The organism is Streptomyces sp. NPDC005263 (genome assembly GCF_042872365.1).
Lineage (GTDB): Bacteria > Actinomycetota > Actinomycetes > Streptomycetales > Streptomycetaceae > Streptomyces.
Genome location: NZ_JBIAKJ010000002.1, coordinates 565,399 through 581,313, shown reverse-complemented (window position 1 = coordinate 581,313; position 15,915 = coordinate 565,399). Strand labels below are relative to the sequence as shown.

The following is a 15,915-nucleotide window of genomic DNA, read 5'->3' as shown; positions in this document are numbered from 1 at the left end:
CCGCGGTCGGTGAGGGTCGGGTGACCGGCGGCGGTTCCGGGGTTCAGTGGCCGTAACGGCCTACGGGCCTACCGGTGGTCGCTCCCCGTGGAATTGGACGCCGCCCGCCCCGCCTCAAGTCGGGCCACCGGGATCCGGAACGGGGAGCAGGAGACGTAGTCCAGGCCCACCTCGTGGAAGAAGTGGACCGACTCGGGGTCGCCGCCGTGTTCGCCGCAGACGCCGAGCTTCAGGTCGGGGCGGGTCGCGCGGCCCGCCTCGGACGCCAGCTTCACCAGGGAACCGACCCCGTCCTTGTCGATCGTCTCGAACGGGGAGACTCCGAAGATGCCCTTCTCCAGGTACGCCGTGAAGAACGAGGCCTCGACGTCGTCCCGGCTGAAGCCCCACACCGTCTGGGTCAGGTCGTTCGTGCCGAAGGAGAAGAACTCCGCCGCCTCCGCGATCTGACCGGCGGTCAGCGCGGCCCGCGGGAGTTCGATCATCGTGCCGATGGCCAGCTTCAGGTTGGTGCCCGTCGCCGCCTCGACCTCCGCGACGACCTGGTCCGCCTCCTCGCGGACGATCTCCAGCTCCTGGACCGTGCCCACCAGCGGGATCATGATCTCGGCGCGCGGGTCGCCCTTCGCCGCCTTGCGTTCCGCCGCCGCCTCCGCGATCGCGCGGACCTGCATCGTGAACAGGCCCGGGATGACCAGGCCGAGGCGTACGCCCCGCAGGCCCAGCATCGGGTTCTGCTCGTGCAGGCGGTGCACGGCCTGGAGCAGGCGCAGTTCGTTCTCGTGCGGCTCCTGGCGGGACTCCGCCAGGGCGACACGGACCGAGAGTTCGGTGATGTCGGGGAGGAACTCGTGCAGCGGGGGGTCCAGCAGACGGATCGTCACCGGCAGGCCGTCCATCGCGGAGAACAGCTCCACGAAGTCCTGCTTCTGGAGGGGCAGCAGCGCCTTGAGGGACTCCTCGCGCTCCACCTCCGTGTCGGCCAGGATGAGGCGCTCGACCAGTTCACGGCGGTCGCCGAGGAACATGTGCTCCGTACGGCACAGCCCGATCCCCTGGGCGCCGAAGCGCCGCGCCCGCAGCGCGTCCTCGGCGTTGTCCGCGTTGGCGCGCACCCGCAGGCGCCGCTTGCGGTCGGCGAACGCCATGATCCGGTGCACGGCCTCGACCAGTTCGTCGGCGTCGTTGGCGCCGGCGTGCATCCGGCCCTCGAAGTACTCGACGACCGGAGACGGCACCACCGGAACCTCACCCAGGTACACCTTGCCGCTGGACCCGTCGATGGAGATGAGGTCACCCTCCTCCACCACGTGGCCGCCCGGCACCGTCATCCGGCGGCGCTTGGTGTCGACCTCGAGCTCCTCCGCGCCGCACACACACGTCTTGCCCATGCCGCGGGCGACCACGGCCGCGTGGGACGTCTTGCCGCCGCGGGAGGTCAGGATGCCCTCGGCCGCGATCATGCCGTCGAGGTCGTCGGGGTTCGTCTCACGGCGGACCAGGATGACCTTCTCGCCGGAACGGGACCACTTCACGGCGGTGTACGAGTCGAAGACCGCCTTGCCGACCGCCGCGCCCGGCGACGCCGCGATGCCCCGGCCGACCTGCTGGACCTTCGCGTCCTCGTCGAAGCGGGGGAACATCAGCTGCGCGAGCTGGGCGCCGGTCACCCGCTGAAGCGCCTCGGCCTCGTCGATGAGGCCCTGGTCGACGAGCTGCGTGGCGATACGGAAGGCGGCGCCCGCGGTGCGCTTGCCGACGCGCGTCTGGAGCATCCACAGCTGACCGCGCTCGATGGTGAACTCGATGTCGCAGAGGTCCTTGTAGTGGTTCTCCAGGGTCTCCATGATCTGCATCAGCTGGTCGTACGACTTCTTGTCGATCGTCTCCAGCTCCGCGAGCGGCACCGTGTTGCGGATGCCGGCCACCACGTCCTCGCCCTGGGCGTTCTGCAGGTAGTCGCCGTAGACGCCCTGGTGTCCGGAGGCGGGGTCGCGGGTGAAGGCGACGCCCGTGCCCGAGTCGGGGCCCAGGTTGCCGAAGACCATCGAGCAGACGTTGACGGCCGTGCCGAGGTCGCCCGGGATGCGCTCCTGGCGGCGGTAGAGCTTCGCGCGGTCGGTGTTCCAGGAGTCGAAGACCGCGTGGATGGCGAGGTCCATCTGCTCCCGGGGGTCCTGCGGGAACTCCCGGCCGGCCTCGGCCTTGACGATCTTCTTGAACTTGCTGACGAGCTTCTTGAGGTCGGCGGCCTCCAGCTCGGTGTCGACCGTGACCTTCTTGGCCGTCTTCGCCGCCTCCAGCGCGTCCTCGAAGAGGTCACCCTCGACGCCGAGGACGGTCTTGCCGAACATCTGGATGAGGCGACGGTAGGAGTCCCAGGCGAAACGGTCGTCACCGGCCTGCTTGGCCAGGCCCTGCACCGACTTGTCGGAGAGCCCGATGTTGAGGACGGTGTCCATCATTCCGGGCATCGAGAACTTCGCGCCGGAGCGGACCGAGACCAGCAGCGGGTCGTCGGCCTGGCCCAGCTTCTTGCCCATGCGCTGCTCCAGCGCGTCGAGGTGCGCACTGACCTCGTCACGCAGTGCCGCCGGCTCCACGCCGCTGTCCAGGTAGACCTTGCAGGCCTCGGTGGTGATCGTGAAGCCCGGAGGTACCGGGAGACCCAGGTTGGTCATCTCGGCGAGGTTGGCGCCCTTGCCACCGAGGAGGTCCTTGAGGTCCTTGTTGCCCTCGGTGAAGTCGTAAACGAACTTCACGCCCTCAACGCTCGCGGCCGGCTCGGCTCCATGAAGATCTTTGTTTTCCGACACGGGTCTCGACTCCTCGAGGACGCGGTGGCTGCCCTGACGGCCAGGAACATACCCAGATCGAAGGCGCCTGGGTACGTCCACTTGCGCGTCATACGCCTGTAACCACTCGTCCGCCACCGGATCGAAAGTCAAAGCTTGGCAAGCGGAGACAGGATCATGTTTTCACTTCTTGAAGGCAGGGGGACTCAGGCAGTCGCCATACCGCTCATCTGAGCGGCTTCGAGCCCGTCTGATTTCGATCGATGAACGATCAAGCCGTGGCACTGAGTGCCACAGTTTGGAGAAGTGCAGTCGATCACGAGCTGCTCATCTGAGCGTAAGCCTTATCAAGGGTGGCGATAATCACGCTGTCACAGACGCCGGGATTTCACCATGCGGACATGTATCCGGACCGAAACACCGCCGGAAACGAGGTGGTCACACGCCCAACGCCAGCAGTCGTTCCTCCACCCGATCCGGCGCGTACAGGTGCTCCACCACCATCGCCCCCGCACCGATCAGCGCCGCCCGCTCCCCGAGCCGCGAGGTGACGACGTCCAGATGAGCGGTGGAGCGCGGCAGCGCCCGCTGATACAGCAGCTCCCGCACGCCCGTGAGGAAGGCAGTTCCGGCCAAATCCCCCGCGATCATCAAAACCCCCGGATTGAGGAGGGTGACGACGGTCGCCAGGACGTCCCCGACCTGTCGGCCCGCGTCCCGCGCGAGCGCCGCCGCCCCGGGGTGTCCGGACGCCAGCAGGTCCCGCACATCCGAGCCGGACGCCGCCGGCACGCCGGTCTCCGCCAGCCGCCGGGCCACGGCACCGCCACTGGCGACGGCGGCGAGACAGCCGTAGGAACCGCAGCGGCACAGCGCGTCCGCGCCGGCCGGGACCCGGATGTGGCCGAGGTCGCCGGCGCCTCCGTCGATGCCCCGGTAGACCGAGCCGTCGACCACGACTCCGGCGCCTATCCCAGTCGAGACCTTGACCAGTACGAACGCCGAACAGTCGGGGTACGCGGTGCGCTGTTCGCCGTACGCCATCAGGTTGGCGTCATTGTCGACGAGCACCGGCACCGCACCCACGCCCGTGTGCTCGGTGAAGGCCCTCGCCAGGCGGCCACGTATGTCATAGCCGTCCCATCCCGGCATGATCGGCGGCTGCACGACCCGGCCTGTGCCGGTGTCGACGGGGCCCGGCACCGCGAGGCCGATGCCGCAGACGTCGCCCGCTCGGCGGCCCGCCTTCTCCAGGAGTTCGGCGAACCAGTGGCCCAGCTCGCCGAACACCGCCTCGGGGCCGTCCCCGATGACCAGCGTGCCGGCCTGTTCCGCCAGGATCTCGCCGGTCAGCGACAGGACGGCGGAGCGTGCGTGCCGGGTGTCCAGGTCAGCTGCGAGTACGACGGCGTGGGAGTCGTCGAACTCCAGGGTGATGGAGGGCCGGCCGCCGAGCGGTGAGTCGACCGGGCCGCCGGCGCCCTCGCGCAGCCAGCCCGCGCGGAAGAGACGGTCAAGACGCTGGCCCACGGTGGCTCGTGAGAGACCGGTGGCCCGCTGGAGCGCACCGCGGGTCGTCGCCCGGCCACTGCGTACCAGTGCCAGCAGCTCTCCGGCGCCGAACTGACCTCGACCAGTCATGTACACCCCCTTGTGTTTCTCAATCTTGCGTTACATATTGAGTTTTGCGTGTTAAATAGACGTAACCCTACGGTAGTCACAGCCGAACTGGTCGGTCGACCTTACGTCTTCGGGGAGCCCCGAGTGGATCGCAGTACCCAGCTCATCGCGCGCCCGGCGAAGCCCGCCGTTGTATACGATCCGACCCCCAGGAGAAAGTCGCTGCATGTCAGGGCCGCCCGGGTGCTGGAGTGCAACTGGACGGGCCGGTCCACGGTGCCCTCCCACTCCCTGTACCCGCACCAGTGGTCCTGGGACTCCGCGTTCATCGCGATCGGGCTGCGCCATCTGTCACCGCTGCGGGCGCAGACGGAGCTGGAGACACTGCTCGACGCCCAGTGGGACGACGGCCGGGTGCCGCACATCGTCTTCAACCCCTCCGTACCGCTGGACGCGTACTTCCCGAGCCCCGACTTCTGGCGCTCCTCGACCGCCGGGCGAGCCGCGGGCGCCCCGCGCACCGTACAGACCTCCGGCATCGTGCAGCCACCGGTGCACGCGCTGGCGGCCTGGCTGGTGCACCGCGCCGACCCAGGGCTGTCCCGGGCCCGCGGCTTCCTCGCCCGGATGTATCCCCGGCTGGCGGCCTGGCACCGGTATCTGCTGCACCGGCGGGACCTGGGCGGGGGCTCTCTCGCGTCCGTCGTGCACCCCTGGGAACAGGGTATGGACAACAGCCCCTGCTGGGACGCCCCGCTGAGCCGGATTGCACCCGCCCCGGCCCGCTCCTTCCGGCGCGCGGACCTCGACCACGGGGCGGCGGAGGACCGGCCGACGGACCTGGACTACGGGCGGTACGTGCGGCTGGCGGCCGACTACCGGGATCGCGGGTACCGGGACGGGCCGGGCGAGGGCCGTGGGACAGGGACCCGCGGGAATCATGGGGCCGGTGCGAGTGGGGGCCACGGGGTCGACGCAGCCGGCGGCCATGGGGTCGACGCAGCCGGGGGCCATGGGGCCGACGGCGGCGAGTTCGCGGTCGAGGACCCCGCATTCAACGCCCTGCTCATCGCCTCCGAGCACGCGCTCGCCCGGATCGCGCGGGAACTGGGCGCGAACGGTACGGCCCGGCACGCGCACGCGGAACGTCTGACGGCGGCGCTCGTCGAGCGGCTGTGGGACCCGGCGGCCGGGATGTTCTTGTGCCGGGACCTGCGGGGCGGAAAGCGGCCGGGCGGGGAGCTGATCCCCGAGCGCAGCGTCTCCGGACTGGTCCCACTGCTGCTGCCGGGCCTGCCCCGGGAGATCACGACGGCACTGGTCCGCACCCTGAGCGGACCGCACTTCGGCCTCGGCGACACGACCCACCTGGTCCCGAGCTACGACCTGCTCGGCGAGTCCTTCGACCCGCACCGCTACTGGCGCGGACCGGCCTGGTTCAACACGAGCTGGCTGGTGGAGCGCGGGCTGCGCACACACGGCGAGCGGGCGCACGCCGACGCGCTGCGGGCGACGACCCTGGAGTTCGCCGAGGCCACCGACTTCGCGGAGTACGTCGACCCGTACACCGGCGAGGCCTGCGGGGCGACCGGCTTCAGCTGGACCGCCGCGCTCGCGCTCGACCTCTTGCACAGCGATGCCGCGGACACCGCGGAAGCCGCAGCCGCCGCGGCCACCGCCGACACCGCGGATGCTTCAGTCACCCCATTCACCACAGAGACCGCGAGCGCCGCCTCAGTCACCACAGGCACTTCAGAGACCGCGGTCACCACCGCGACCACCAAGACCCCAGACACCGCAGCGATCGCAGACACCCACGTCACAGCAGACGCAAAAGCCACAGTCATGGCAGGCACCACAGTCACGGCAGACCAGGGAGGGGACCGGGGATGACGGACCGGCATCATCTGCTCGTGCACGGCGGGACGTTCGCCGCCGTCGGCGACGGAGGGGACATCAGCGGCCATCGGGGCGGCGGTTCCCCGGACGGATTGTTCGTGCGCGACGCCCGGCACCTGAGCCGGTGGCAGCTCACCGTCGACGGCGCGGTGCCCGAGGCGCTGTCGCCGGTCGCCGACGGGGACACCGCGCGCTGTGTGCTGGTGCCGCGCGGCGGTCGCGATGAGCCGCCCGCATGCACGCTCTTCCGCGAACAGGCCGTCGCGGACGGCGCGTTCGTCGAGTCGCTGCGGGTGACCAGCAACCGTCCGACACCGACGACGGTCCGCCTCGCGGTCACCGCGGACGCCGACTTCACCGACCAGTTCGAACTGCGCTCCGACCACCGCACGTACGCCAAGATCGGCGCCACCCGTTCCCGCCAGATCCTCGACGACGGCGTGGAGTTCGCCTACCAGCGCGGCGCCTGGCGTTCCTGTACGACGGTGACGGCCGAACCGGCACCGGACGGCGTCGAGGAGACCGGCACCGGAGCCCGTCGCCTGTTGTGGACTCTGGACCTGGAGCCGCACGGTTCGGCGGAGCTGACGCTGCGCGTGATGGCCCGCCCGCACGGGGACAGGGTGGCCCGGCGGGTGCCGCGCTCCCCGGCCGCCGTGAACGATCAACTCCTTTCCCTGGAGGGCGAGTTCGCGGAAGGCGTGGCCTTCCCGACGGGCTGGCCGGAGCTGGCCGCGGCCTGTGCGCGCGGTCTCGCGGACCTCGCCTCGCTCCAGGTACCGGCGACCGGCCCGGACGGTGAAAAACTGCGGGTACCGGCGGCGGGGGCACCCTGGTACCTGGCCCTGCTGGGCCGGGACGCCCTGCTGACGTCCCTGTTCGCGCTCCCCTACCGGCCGCACCTCGCCGCCGCGACGCTGCCCGCGCTCGCGGCGACCCAGGCCACCGAGACCCACCCGGAGTCGGTCGCCCAGCCCGGCAAGATCGTGCACGAGGTCCGGCACGGGGAGCTGGCGCACTTCGGGCAGGTGCCGTACGGCCGTTACTACGGCTCGGTGGACGCGACCCCGCTGTTCCTCGTCCTACTCGGCGCGTATGTCGAGCACACAGGGGACACGGCCCTCGCCCGCCGTCTGGAGCCGCACGCCCGCGCGGCGATCGGCTGGATGCTGGACCACGGCGGACTGGCCACGCGCGGCTACCTGGTCTACCGCGCCGACCAGGGCGGCCTCGCCAACCAGAACTGGAAGGACTCCCCCGGCGCCATCTGCTCGGCCGACGGCACCCGCGCCGGCGGCCCCGTGATGGCGGCGGGCGCCCAGGGATACGCGTACGACGCCTTGCTGCGCACGGCGTCGGTGGCACGCGCGGTATGGCAGGACGAGACGTACGCGGCGCTCCTGGAACAGGCGGCCGCCGATCTGCGGGACCGCTTCCAGCGGGACTTCTGGATGCCGGAGCGTTCCTTTCCCGCCCTCGCGCTGGACGGGGAGGGCCGCCAGGTGACCGCGCTCGCCTCGGACGCCGGGCATCTGCTCTGGTCGGGGCTGCTGGACAAGGAGTACGGCGAGGAGGTCGGCCGACGGCTGCTGGACCCGGACTTCTTCTCGGGCTGGGGCGTCCGCACCCTCGCCGCGGGACAACCGGCCTATCACCCCCTCAGCTACCACCGCGGTTCGGTCTGGCCGCACGACAACGCGCTGATCGCCCTGGGGCTTGCCCGGTACGGCCTGCACGACGAGGCCCGCTCGATCGCCCACGGCCTGGTCGACGCGGCGACGGCGACCGGCCACCGTCTCCCGGAGGTCCTCGCGGGCTACGGCCGCGACACCCACTCGGAGCCGGTCCCGTATCCGCACGCGTGTGCACGGGAATCCCGTTCGGCGGCGGCACCGCTGGCGCTGCTCACGGCGGTCGGGGGCGCCTGACGCGCCGGTTGGGGAGTGGTTTGCCCGGTGTTTGCCGAGCAGTAGGCAAAAGGGCTGAACAGCGGACGGAGGCGAACCGTACGGAAATGCGGTGGGTCCGGTCCCCCTCGGACCAGCTCCACCACTCCGCCGGGCTTCGTACGGAAGGACCTTCGGGTGCCTGTCTTCGCGCGCTTTCGCCAACCGCCCGCCACGGTCGACGACCCGTCCTCCGTCCCGCCCGCGAACGAGGAGGCGACAGAGGCGACGGCCGAAACGGCACCGGACGAGGCCACGCCGGAGCAGGCCGAACCGGAGCAGGCCGCGCCGGAGAAGGCCGGAGCTGACCAGGCCGTACCGGACGAGGCCACGCAGGAGAAGGCCGAACCGGAGCAGCCCGGAGCGGACCAGGCCGTACCGGAGCAGGCCGGAGCTGACGAGGTCGTACCGGAGCAGGCCGGAGCTGACGAGGCGGGGCCCGGCGGAGCCGCTCCCGCTGCCGGGGGCGACAATCCCGGCAGCGACAAGGGCACCCCTCTCGGAGGCCGCCTCGCGCACTGGCGTGCCTGGCGCGACCGACACCCCACCGCCGCCCTCGTCCTGCACTGGTCGACCACCGTGCTCGCCGCCGTCCTGGTGTTCGCGGGGCTGGTCATGCCGAACCGGGTCGCCGCGCTGCAGCCCAACCGGTTCACACGGCTGCCCGCGGAGGCGATCGTGGCCGCGGTCGTGATGCTCGCCCTGCCGCGGCGGCCGCGGGTGATCCTGGCGGCGGTCTCCGGGACGGTGCTGGGTGCGCTGACGATCGTGAACGTCCTCGACATGGGGTTCACCGAGTACCTGGGCCGGGCCTTCAACCTCGTTCTGGACTGGGGTCTGCTGGACGACGCCCAGTCCTACCTCGCTGACTCGATGGGCCGGGCAACGGCCGTCGGTGCCGCCGCCGGCGCCGTCGTCCTCGTCGTGCTGCTGCTGGTCCTGATGGCCCTGGCGACGGTCCGGCTGAGCAACCTGCTCGCGTCCAACACCCGTACCGCCACCCGGGCCACCCTGATCGCCGGCACCGTGTGGATCACCTGCTCCACCCTCGGCCTCCAGGTCGACGGCATGCCGATCGCCTCCGACCGGGCGGCCGGCGCCCTGAAGGTGCAGGCGCATCGGGTCGTCGACACCGTGCGCGACGAGGCCGCGTTCCGGAAGGAGGCCAAGGCCGACCAGTTCGGCGACACGCCCGCCGACCAGCTGGTGCCCGACCTGCGCGGCAAGGACATGATCTTCACCTTCATCGAGAGCTACGGCCGCAGCGCGATCGAGGACCCGGGCATCGCGCCCGGCGTCGACAAGACGCTCGACGCCAGTACCGCGTCGCTGGCGAAGGCCGGCTTCCACGCCAGGAGCGGCTGGCTGACCTCGGCGACGTACGGCGGCAGCAGCTGGCTCGGCCACTCCACCACCCTGTCCGGCCTGTGGGTCGACAACCAGCAGCGCTACCGCACGGTGATGTCCAGCGACCACCTCAGCCTCACCAAGGCGTTCAAGAAGACCGGCGACTGGGACACCGTCGGCGTGATGCCCGGAGTCCAGAAGGGCTGGCCGGAACAGAGTTTCTACGGCCTCGACAAGGTCTACAACGCCTTCCAGATGGGCTACAAGGGCCCCAAGTTCAGCTGGTCGACGATGCCCGACCAGTACGCGCTGGAGGCGTTCCAGCGCCTGGAGCACGGCAAGAAGCGCGACAAGCCGCTGATGTCGGAGATCATCCTGACCTCCAGCCACCAGCCCTGGTCCCCGATCCCGAAGATGGTCGGCTGGGACGAACTCGGCGACGGCTCGGTGTTCGGGCCGATCCAGAAGGCCGGCACCAACCCGTCGGACATCATCACCGACAGCACCCGCTCACAGCAGGAGTACGGCAAGTCGATCCAGTACTCCGTCACCAGCCTCACCCAGTGGCTGGAGCGCTACGGCACCGACGACACCGTCCTCGTCTTCCTCGGCGACCACCAGCCGATCGCCCGGGTCAGCGGCAACCACGCCAGCCGTGACGTGCCCGTCTCGATCGTCGCCAAGGACCCCAAGGTCCTCGACAAGATCGCCGGATGGAACTGGACCAAGGGCCTGAAGCCCGCCAGGAACGCGCCAGTGTGGAAGATGAGTTCGTTCCGCGACCGCTTCCTGACGGCGTACGGCTCGACCCCCCATCCGTCCGAGGACTGACCGCTCCCGGGGCAGAGGCCGGCGGCGGTTCAGCCCCCGGAGGTGTCCAGTTCGGCGTCCTCGCCGATGCCCGCGCAGTCGTACGGGTCCTTCAGCCAGCCGTCCGGCAGCACCACCCGGTTGTTGCCGGACGTACGGCCGCGGGGCCCGTCGGCACCGAGGGGCCAGGCCTGGTCGAGGTCCAACTCGTCCAGCCCGGACCGCAGTTCGGCCAGCGACGAGGTGATCGCGAGCCGCTTGCGCATCTCGGAACCGACCGCGAAGCCCTTCAGGTACCAGGCGACGTGCTTGCGGAAGTCGATGACCCCGCGGGCCTCGTCGCCGATCCACTCACCGAGCAGCGTGGCGTGCCGGACCATGATGTCGGCGACCTCGCGGAGGGAGGGCCGCGCACCGCCTCCGCCGGTGTCCGAGGCACCGGCCTCCGTACGTCCCTCGAAGGCCGCGACCAGGTCCGCGAACAGCCACGGCCGGCCGAGACACCCGCGCCCCACGACCACGCCGTCACAGCCGGTCTCCCGCACCATCCGCAGCGCGTCCTCGGCCGACCAGATGTCGCCGTTGCCGAGCACGGGGATCTCCGGGACGTGCTCCTTGAGGCGGGCGATGGCGTCCCAGTCGGCGGTGCCGCCGTAGTGCTGGGCGGCGGTGCGGCCGTGCAGCGCGATGGCGGTGACACCCTCCTCGACGGCGATACGGCCGGCGTCGAGGTAGGTGATGTGGTCGTCGTCGATGCCCTTGCGCATCTTCATCGTGACGGGCAGGTCACCCGCTCCGCTGACCGCCTCCCGCAGGATCGAGCGCAGCAGGTGGCGCTTGTACGGGAGGGCCGAGCCGCCGCCCTTCCTGGTCACCTTGGGGACCGGGCAGCCGAAGTTCAGGTCGATGTGGTCGGCGAGGCCCTCCTCCGCGATCATGCGGACGGCCTTGCCAACGGTCGCCGGGTCGACGCCGTACAGCTGGATCGAGCGGGGCTTCTCGCTCTCGTCGAAGTGGATCAGCTGCATGGTCTTCTCGTTGCGCTCGACCAGCGCCCGGGTCGTGATCATCTCGCTCACGAACAGGCCCTTGCCGCCACTGAACTCCCTGCACAGGGTGCGGAAGGGCGCGTTGGTGATCCCGGCCATGGGGGCGAGGACGACAGGCGGCTGGACGGCGTGCGGGCCGATCCGCAGGGCAGTGCTGTTCGTGGGCGCGATCGTGGGCATTCCCCCATTGTCACGCACGCCCGGGGGTGACCCGACGACGACCAGGCAACAGTCGTTAGTTAGACGCACTATCGAAGCAGGCGTACGCTGGGGCGCATGCCCGAGCTCAGCCACCGCCGACGCATGCTGGTGCTCGCGATCTGCTGTATGAGCCTGCTGATCGTGAGCCTCGACAACACCGTCCTGAATGTCGCCCTGCCCTCCGTGCAAAGGGACCTGCACGCGAGCACGGCAGGTCTGCAGTGGACCATCGACGCCTACACCCTGGTGCTCGCCTCGCTGCTGATGCTGGCCGGTTCCACCGCCGACCGGCTGGGCCGCAAGCGGGTCTTCATGGCGGGGCTGGTCGTCTTCACCGTCGGCTCGGCGCTGTGCTCCGTCGCGCCGAACCTCGACGCGCTGATCGCCTTCCGCATGGTTCAGGCGGTCGGTGGGTCGATGCTGAACCCGGTCGCCATGTCGATCATCACCAACACCTTCACCGACCCGCGCGAGCGGGCGCGGGCGATCGGCGTGTGGGGCGCGGTGGTCGGTATCTCCATGGCCGCCGGGCCGCTGGTCGGCGGGCTGCTGGTGGAGTCGGTCGGCTGGCGCTCGATCTTCTGGATCAACCTGCCGGTGGGCCTGGCCGCCTTCCTCCTCACCCTCCGCTACGTCCCCGAGTCCCGTGCCCCGAAGGCCCGTCGCCCCGACCCGGTCGGCCAGGTCCTGGTGATCGCGCTGTTCGGCGCGCTGACGTACGCGATCATCGAGGCGCCGAACGCGGGCCTGGTCTCGGTGCTGCCGTTCGGCGTGGTCGCGCTGGCCGCGCTCGCGGGTCTGCTCTGGTACGAACCCCGGCGGGACGAGCCCCTGATCGACCTGCGGTTCTTCCGGTCGGCCCCGTTCAGCGGCGCCACGGTGATAGCGGTCAGCGGGTTCGCCGCGCTCGGCGGGTTCCTTTTCCTGTCGACGCTGTACCTGCAGAACGTACGGGGCCTCGACGCCCTGCACGCGGGTCTGTGGATGCTGCCCATGGCCCTGCCGACTCTCCTGTGCGCACCGCTGTCGGGGCGCCTGCTCGGGAGCCTCGGGCCGCGCGTGCCGCTGCTGATCGCGGGGGTCGCGATGACCGCGAGCAGTGTGCTGTTCGCCGCGTTCGAGGCCGAGACGTCGAACGTCACGCTGTTCGTCGGGTACGTACTGTTCGGTATCGGCTTCGGGTTCCTCAACGCGCCGATCACCAACACGGCCGTCTCGGGGATGCCGCGCGCCCAGGCCGGGGTGGCCGCGGCGGTCGCGTCCACCAGCCGGCAGCTGGGGCAGACGCTGGGGGTCGCGGTGATCGGGGCGCTGCTGGCGGCGAGGGTCGGTTCCTCGTCGTACCGGGAGGTGTTCGTGTCCGCCGCGGAGCCGGGGTGGTGGGTGCTCACCGGATGCGGGTTCGCCGTGCTGGTGGTGGGGGCGCTGACCAGTGGGCGGTGGGCCCGCGGCACCGCCGAACGGACGGCCGAGCGGCTGTCGTCCACGGAGGTACGTCAGGCCGCGGGGGTCGGCGCGCAGGTGCGGTGAGCGGGTGAGCGTGCAGGGGCGGGGCCCGTGGGGGCAGGGGCGAGGTCCGGGAGTCAGCCGCGAGGCGCCACGGCCTCGCCCTCCGGCTCCCGCGCCGCCCCTTCCCCTTCCCCTTCCCCTTCCCCTTGCCGTTCCCGTTCCCGTTCCCGTTCCCGTTCCCGTTCCCGCGCGATCGTGTGCAGGCGCTCCAGTCGCCGCCGTGAGTCCTCGTCCGAGGGCACGTACGTCACCATGCGCGGGCCTCCCTCCGGCCCCAGCCACAGGTCGGTGTGGTCGACGGCGACACGGCCGACGTAGCGGTTGAGGAACTCCTTGCGCCGCACCCGGTGGGTGCCGACCTCGTGCCGCTCCCAGGCCTCGCGGAAGTCCGGGGACTCCGTGCTCAGCCGCTTCAGCAGCATCTTCCAGGCGGGCTCGGCGAGGTGCCCGGCCATCGCCGCACGGAACCGGGCCGCCATCAGCCGCTGGGTCTGCTCCAGGTGCACGATCGAGGAGCGCCATTCCGCGTTCGTGTAGCAGAGGATCATGCAGTTGCGGTCCTCCGGCGGCACCGCGTCGAGGTCGCACAGCAGCAGCCCGTAGGTGCGGTTGTAGGCGAGGATGTCGTACCGGCTGTTCTGCACACAGGCCGCCACCGGCTCCAACTGCTCCAGAATCGCCCGCTGCGCGGGGGTGACCGGGGAGCAGACGGTGGCCGGCGTCGGGTCCACGGCTCCCGCGAGCTGGAAGAGGTGGGCGCGTTCGCTGGGGTCGAGCAGCAGGGTGCGGGCGAGCGCGTCCAGGACCTGGACGGAGACCTGGATGTCCCGGGCCTGTTCGAGCCAGGTGTACCAGGTGACGCCGACCGCTGAGAGATGGGCGACCTCCTCACGGCGCAGACCCGGGGTACGGCGTCGGCTGCCCCGGGGCAGGCCGACCCGCTCGGGCGCGATGTGCTCGCGGCGGTGGCGCAGGAACGCGGCGAGTTCGTGCCGCCGGATCTCCGACACGGCGGTACCGCGCGGGACTTGGAGTGCCGTTTCCTGGACCGTGGTCGTCATGTCCACCAGACTGCACCTCACCGGACCCTGTTTCCAGGTGGTTCTGCTACCAGGATAAGGAGACTCTGGTACCTGTCTCGGAGCGGTCGCAGGCTGAGGGGCGTGACCGAAACCATCCCATCGCACCAGGTCCGCTCCCCCTCCGTGGCACCACCCGCGCTCGGCGGACTCGGACTCTTCACCGTGCTGCTGGCCGCGGCACTGCCCCTCATCGACTTCTTCATCGTCAACGTCGCCCTGCCCACGATCGCCGCGGACCTCTCGGCGGGCGAGTCGGTCCTCGAGCTCGTGGTCTCCGGGTACGGCCTCGCGTACGCCGTCCTGCTCGTCCTCGGGGGCCGCCTCGGCGACCTGTATGGGCGGCGGCGGTTCTTCATCGGCGGCATGGCCGCCTTCGGCCTGACCTCCCTGGCCTGCGGGCTCGCGCCCACCGCCTGGACCCTGGTGGTGGCCCGGATCGCCCAGGGCGCGGCGTCGGCCGCGATGCTGCCGCAGGTGCTCGCCACCATCCAGGCGGCCACCGTGGGCGCCCGCCGCGCCAAGGCGATGGGCCTGTACGGCGCCACGGCGGGCCTGTCCATGGTGCTCGGCCAGATCCTGGGCGGCGTCCTGGTGGCCGCGACGCCGCTGTCGTTCCTCTTCGGCGCGGGCGGCGGCTGGCGGGCGGTGTTCCTGGTGAACGTGCCGGTCGTCCTCGTCGGTCTGGTCCTGGCGGCCCGCACGGTCCCGGAGACCCGGGCGCGGCGTCCGGAGCCGGTGGACGTCCCGGGCACCGTCCTGCTGGCCGCCGCTCTCCTCACGTTGCTGGCCCCGCTGACCGAGGGCCGGGCGGCGGGCTGGCCGCTGTGGACGTGGCTGTCGCTGGCGGCGTTCCCGTTCGTGGCCGCCGCCTTCTACACGGTGGAGCGCAGGGCCGACCGACTGGGCCGTACGCCGCTGGTGCCGCCGAGTCTGTTCGCGCTGGTGTCGCTGCGACGCGGACTGGTGATGATCCTGCCGTTCTCCGTCGGGTTCAGCGGCTTCATGTTCGTCATCGCGGTGGCCCTGCAACAGGGCGCGGGCCTCAGCCCCGTGCGGGCGGGGCTGGCACTGGCCCCGTTGGCGGTGACGTTCCTGTTCACCTCGATCGCCGGACCACGTCTCATCGCCCGGTACGGCACCCGCGTGGTGACCGCGGGCGCCCTGCTCCAGGCAGTGGGCGTGGGCCTGATCGCGCTGGCCGCCTGGCGTTCCTGGCCGGACCTCGGCCTGGTGGCCCTGCTGCCGGGCGGCGCGATCGCGGGCGTGGGTCAGGCCCTGCAACTCCCGGTGCTCTTCCGGATCGTGCTGTCCGAGGTGCCGCCCGCTCGGGCCGGCGTGGGGAGCGGCGTGATGACCACCGCCCAGCAGTCCGCTTTGGCGCTCGGCGTCGCCACCCTCGGCACGCTGTTCCTCTCCCTCGTCCCGGGCCTGGGTATGCGTGACGCCCTGGTCGTCACGCTTCTCGTGCAGCTGGCGGCGATCGCGCTGACCGGTCTGCTGAGCCTGCGCCTGCCGAGGACGATCGACTGAGGACCATCGACTGAGGACCGGAAGCCGGGGTTCAGAACACGGGTTGGCGAAGCCGCGGTGAAGGATCCCCCGTTGATGTTGGTCTTGCTGCACACTCCTTGCTGCGTCAACCGAGTTACCGGGCCCG

At 70.9% G+C, this 15,915-nt stretch carries 8 protein-coding genes and 1 pseudogene; 5 read left to right on the top strand and 4 right to left on the bottom strand.

Features of this window, described 5'->3' with window-relative positions:
- Positions 1-68 precede the first annotated feature (68 nt).
- Together ppdK and ACFYRY_RS09885 are read right to left on the bottom strand one after the other, a co-directional pair.
- A complete protein-coding gene (gene ppdK / locus ACFYRY_RS09890; protein ID WP_389142018.1) occupies positions 69-2,816 on the bottom strand; it encodes a pyruvate, phosphate dikinase in 2,748 nt (915 codons plus the stop codon).
- Positions 2,817-3,233: 417 nt separating this feature from the next.
- The gene (locus ACFYRY_RS09885; protein ID WP_389142016.1) at positions 3,234-4,436 is read right to left on the bottom strand and encodes an ROK family protein; all 1,203 of its coding nucleotides are present in this window, start codon (positions 4,434-4,436) and stop codon (positions 3,234-3,236) included.
- Positions 4,437-4,559: 123 nt separating this feature from the next.
- Between ACFYRY_RS09885 and ACFYRY_RS09880 the strand changes: the two are divergent.
- From ACFYRY_RS09880 to ACFYRY_RS09870, 3 genes and pseudogenes are all read left to right on the top strand, one after another.
- Positions 4,560-6,047: pseudogene (locus ACFYRY_RS09880) on the top strand (hypothetical protein); the annotation flags it as partial.
- Between the two features lie 257 nt (positions 6,048-6,304).
- A complete protein-coding gene (locus tag ACFYRY_RS09875; RefSeq protein ID WP_389142014.1) occupies positions 6,305-8,242 on the top strand; it encodes a glycogen debranching N-terminal domain-containing protein in 1,938 nt (645 codons plus the stop codon).
- Positions 8,243-8,398: 156 nt separating this feature from the next.
- Positions 8,399-10,438: a CDP-alcohol phosphatidyltransferase gene (locus ACFYRY_RS09870; protein ID WP_389142012.1), complete on the top strand. Its 2,040-nt coding sequence runs from the start codon at positions 8,399-8,401 to the stop codon at positions 10,436-10,438.
- A 29-nt stretch (positions 10,439-10,467) separates the two neighbouring features.
- Here the strand turns inward: ACFYRY_RS09870 and dusB are convergent, their stop codons facing one another.
- A complete protein-coding gene (gene dusB / locus ACFYRY_RS09865) occupies positions 10,468-11,646 on the bottom strand; it encodes a tRNA dihydrouridine synthase DusB (protein ID WP_389142010.1) in 1,179 nt (392 codons plus the stop codon).
- A gap of 96 nt (positions 11,647-11,742) precedes the next feature.
- On the opposite strand from dusB, the gene ACFYRY_RS09860 reads away from it, so the two are divergent.
- Positions 11,743-13,197, top strand: a complete 1,455-nt coding sequence (locus tag ACFYRY_RS09860; protein ID WP_389142008.1) for an MFS transporter — start codon at positions 11,743-11,745, stop codon at positions 13,195-13,197.
- Positions 13,198-13,250: 53 nt separating this feature from the next.
- Here ACFYRY_RS09860 and ACFYRY_RS09855 read toward each other — a convergent pair whose 3' ends face one another.
- Positions 13,251-14,237, bottom strand: coding sequence for a helix-turn-helix transcriptional regulator (locus ACFYRY_RS09855; RefSeq protein WP_389142006.1), 987 nt, complete (start codon positions 14,235-14,237; stop codon positions 13,251-13,253).
- A 102-nt stretch (positions 14,238-14,339) separates the two neighbouring features.
- On the opposite strand from ACFYRY_RS09855, the gene ACFYRY_RS09850 reads away from it, so the two are divergent.
- Positions 14,340-15,788 (top strand): MFS transporter, encoded by a 1,449-nt coding sequence (locus ACFYRY_RS09850; RefSeq protein WP_389142004.1) that lies wholly within the window; start codon positions 14,340-14,342, stop codon positions 15,786-15,788.
- Positions 15,789-15,915: the final 127 nt, after the last annotated feature.

Coding starts and splice junctions, on each gene's coding strand:
- ACFYRY_RS09885 (WP_389142016.1), bottom strand. CDS start 4,436: ATGACTGGTCGAGGTCAGTTCGGCGCCGGAGAGCTGCTGGCACTGGTA.
- ACFYRY_RS09875 (WP_389142014.1), top strand. CDS start 6,305: ATGACGGACCGGCATCATCTGCTCGTGCACGGCGGGACGTTCGCCGCC.
- dusB (WP_389142010.1), bottom strand. CDS start 11,646: ATGCCCACGATCGCGCCCACGAACAGCACTGCCCTGCGGATCGGCCCG.
- ACFYRY_RS09860 (WP_389142008.1), top strand. CDS start 11,743: ATGCCCGAGCTCAGCCACCGCCGACGCATGCTGGTGCTCGCGATCTGC.
- ACFYRY_RS09855 (WP_389142006.1), bottom strand. CDS start 14,237: ATGACGACCACGGTCCAGGAAACGGCACTCCAAGTCCCGCGCGGTACC.